Source organism: Actinotalea sp. JY-7885 (assembly GCF_014525465.1).
In the GTDB taxonomy this organism is placed as follows: domain Bacteria; phylum Actinomycetota; class Actinomycetes; order Actinomycetales; family Cellulomonadaceae; genus Actinotalea.
The window spans coordinates 1-3,048 of the sequence record NZ_JACEXH010000267.1; the positions used below are offsets into that span (position 1 = coordinate 1).

At 73.3% G+C, this 3,048-nt stretch carries 2 protein-coding genes; one reads left to right on the forward strand and one right to left on the reverse strand.

Features of this window, described 5'->3' with window-relative positions; all coding sequences use genetic code 11:
- The coding region (locus IDM29_RS16040) for an NAD(P)H-hydrate epimerase (protein ID WP_223148418.1) at nucleotides 1–235 on the reverse strand (235 nt) is incomplete at its 3' end.
- 66 nt (nucleotides 236–301) lie between these two features.
- Here IDM29_RS16040 and metH point away from each other — a divergent pair.
- A partial coding sequence (gene metH / locus IDM29_RS16045; RefSeq protein ID WP_188037780.1) for a methionine synthase occupies nucleotides 302–3,048 on the forward strand: 2,747 nt, incomplete at its 3' end.

Consider the following 3,048-nt stretch of genomic DNA (forward strand, 5'->3'; position numbering starts at 1 on the left):
CGTGGGGCGCGAGGAGCGCGAGGGCGTGCAGCGCGTCGCCGCCGTTGTTGCCGGAGCCGACCAGCGCGACGACGCCCGCGCCGGCCACCCTGCCCCGGACCCGCCGCAGCTCCTGGCGGACGGCGCGGGCGAGCGCCGTGGCGGCGTGGTGCATCAGCCCCCCGGCGTAACCGCGCTCGCGGGCCAGCAGGGGCGCCTCGGCGGCGCGCACGTCGGCGGAGGCATAGGCGTCCATGGGCACCATCCTGCCCACGATCCCGCTCGCGTAAACTCGCCGCGAGGCCATGGGATGGGGTGACGCATGAGTCCGAGCACTCGCTCGGAGCGCTCCGCGCGCCTTGTCGCGGAGGCTCGTGACCGGATCCTCGTGCTGGACGGCGCCTGGGGCACGATGCTGCAGCGCGCCGGTCTCGAGGAGCGGGACTTCCGTGTCGACGGCGCCGAGGAGGGCCGCAGCTACGCGGGCAACTTCGACCTGCTGCAGCTGACGCGCCCCGACGTCGTGCTCGACGTCCACCGCGCCTACCTCGACGCGGGCGCCGACATCACGAGCACCAACACGTTCAACAGCACGGTGATCTCGCAGGCCGACTACGGCACCGAGCGCCTCGTCCCGGAGATGAACGAGGCGGCGGCGCGGCTCGCGCGGCAGGCCGCCGACGAGGCCGAGGCACGCGACGGCCGGCCGCGCTGGGTCGCGGGCGCCGTCGGCCCCACGAACCGGACCGCGTCCCTGTCGCCCGACGTGGAGCGCCCGGGCTTCCGCAACGTCACGTTCGAGGACCTCGCTGCCGCCTACACCGAGCAGGTGAGCGCCCTGATCCGCGGCGGCGCCGACCTCCTGCTGGTCGAGACGGTCTTCGACACCCTCAACGCCAAGGCCGCGCTCTTCGCGTGCGAGGAGGCGTTCGCGGCGACGGGGACACGGCTGCCGATCATGCTCTCGGGGACCATCACCGACCAGAGCGGCCGGACGCTGTCCGGGCAGACGCCCGAGGCCTTCGTCATCAGCACCGAGCACGCCGACCTGTTCTCCGTCGGTCTGAACTGCGCGCTCGGTCCCGCGCTGCTGCACCCGTACCTGCGCGAGCTCGGCGGCGCGACCACGGCGCTGGTCTCCGCGCACCCCAACGCGGGGCTGCCCAACGCGTTCGGCGAGTACGAGGAGACGCCGCAGGAGATGGCGGAGGTCCTCGGACGCTTCGCGCGCGAGGGCCTGCTCAACGTGGTCGGTGGCTGCTGCGGCACGACGCCCGAGCACATCCGCGCCATCGCGGACGCCGTCGACGGCGTCGCGCCGCGCGTGCCCCCACCCCCGTCGCCCTACCTGCGCCTGTCGGGCCTCGAGCCGTTCGTGCTCACCCCCGAGACCAACTTCGTCAACGTCGGCGAGCGCACCAACATCACCGGCAGCCCGCGGTTCCAGAAGGCCGTGCTCGCGGGCGACGACGCCGCGATGGTCGCGATCGCCGCGCAGCAGGTGGCGGGCGGCGCCCAGCTCGTCGACGTCAACGTCGACGACGGCATGCTCGACGGCCCGCAGACCATGTCGCGGTTCCTCAACCTGCTCGCCGTCGAGCCGGACATCGCGCGCGTCCCCGTGATGATCGACTCCTCGGACTGGACCGTCCTCGAGTCCGGGCTGCGCCGGGTCCAGGGCAAGGCCGTCGTCAACTCGCTCTCGCTCAAGGACGGCCCCGAGGCGTTCCTGGAGCGGGCGCGGCGGGTCCGGCGCTACGGCGCCGCCGTCGTGGTCATGGCCTTCGACGAGCAGGGGCAGGCGGACACGCTCGAGCGCCGCACCGCGATCTGCGAGCGCGCGTACCGGCTGCTGGTCGACGAGGCGGGGTACCGGCCGCAGGACATCATCTTCGACCCGAACGTGCTCACCGTCGCGACCGGCATGGCGGAGCACGACGGGTACGCCCGCGACTTCATCGAGGCCGTCCGCTGGATCAAGGCGAACCTCCCCGGCGCGCTCACGAGCGGCGGCATCAGCAACGTCTCGTTCTCCTTCCGCGGCAACAACCACGTGCGCGAGGCGATGCACGCGGTGTTCCTCTCGCACGCGATCGCCGCCGGCCTCGACATGGGCATCGTCAACGCGGGCATGCTCACGGTGGAGAGCGAGATCGAGCCCGACCTGCGCGAGGCGGTGGAGGACGTCATCCTCGCGCGCCGCCCGGACGCCACGGAGCGGCTGCTCGCGCTCGCCGACTCCTACAAGAAGGTGCGCAAGGACGCACCCGAGCTGCAGGCCTGGCGCGAGCTGCCCGTGGCCGACCGCCTCTCGCACGCGCTCATCAACGGCATCGTCGAGCACGTCGCGGCCGACGCCGAGGAGGCGTACCGCGAGCTCGGCTCGCCGCTGCGTGTCATCGAGGGGCCGCTCATGGCGGGCATGGACGTCGTCGGCGACCTCTTCGGCGCCGGGAAGATGTTCCTGCCGCAGGTCGTGAAGTCGGCACGCGTGATGAAGGCCGCCGTCGCGCACCTGACGCCCTACCTCGAGGCGGAGAAGGCCGCCCGCGAGGCCGCCGGCGAGATCGAGGCACGCGGCAAGGGCACCGTCGTCATGGCCACGGTCAAGGGCGACGTCCACGACATCGGCAAGAACATCGTCGGCGTCGTGCTCGCGTGCAACGGCTACACGGTGCACGACCTGGGCGTCATGGTGCCGGCCGAGAAGATCCTCGCGGCCGCCGCCGAGCTCGGTGCCGACGTCGTGGGCGCCTCGGGCCTCATCACGCCGAGCCTGCACGAGATGGTCGCCCTCGCGGCGGAGATGGCGCGGCAGGGTCTGCGCACGCCCCTGATGATCGGCGGGGCGACGACGAGCCGGGCCCACACCGCGGTCAAGATCGACCCGGTCTACCCCCACACCGTCGTGCACGTCGCCGACGCGAGCCGCGCGGTCGGCGTGGTCGCGGACCTGCTGGCCCGCCCGGACGAGGTCGCCGCGCGCACGGCGGCCGACCACGCCGCCCTGCGCGAGCGCCACCGCGAGAAGGACCACGCGCTCGTGCCGCTGGCGGAGGCGCGCCGCCG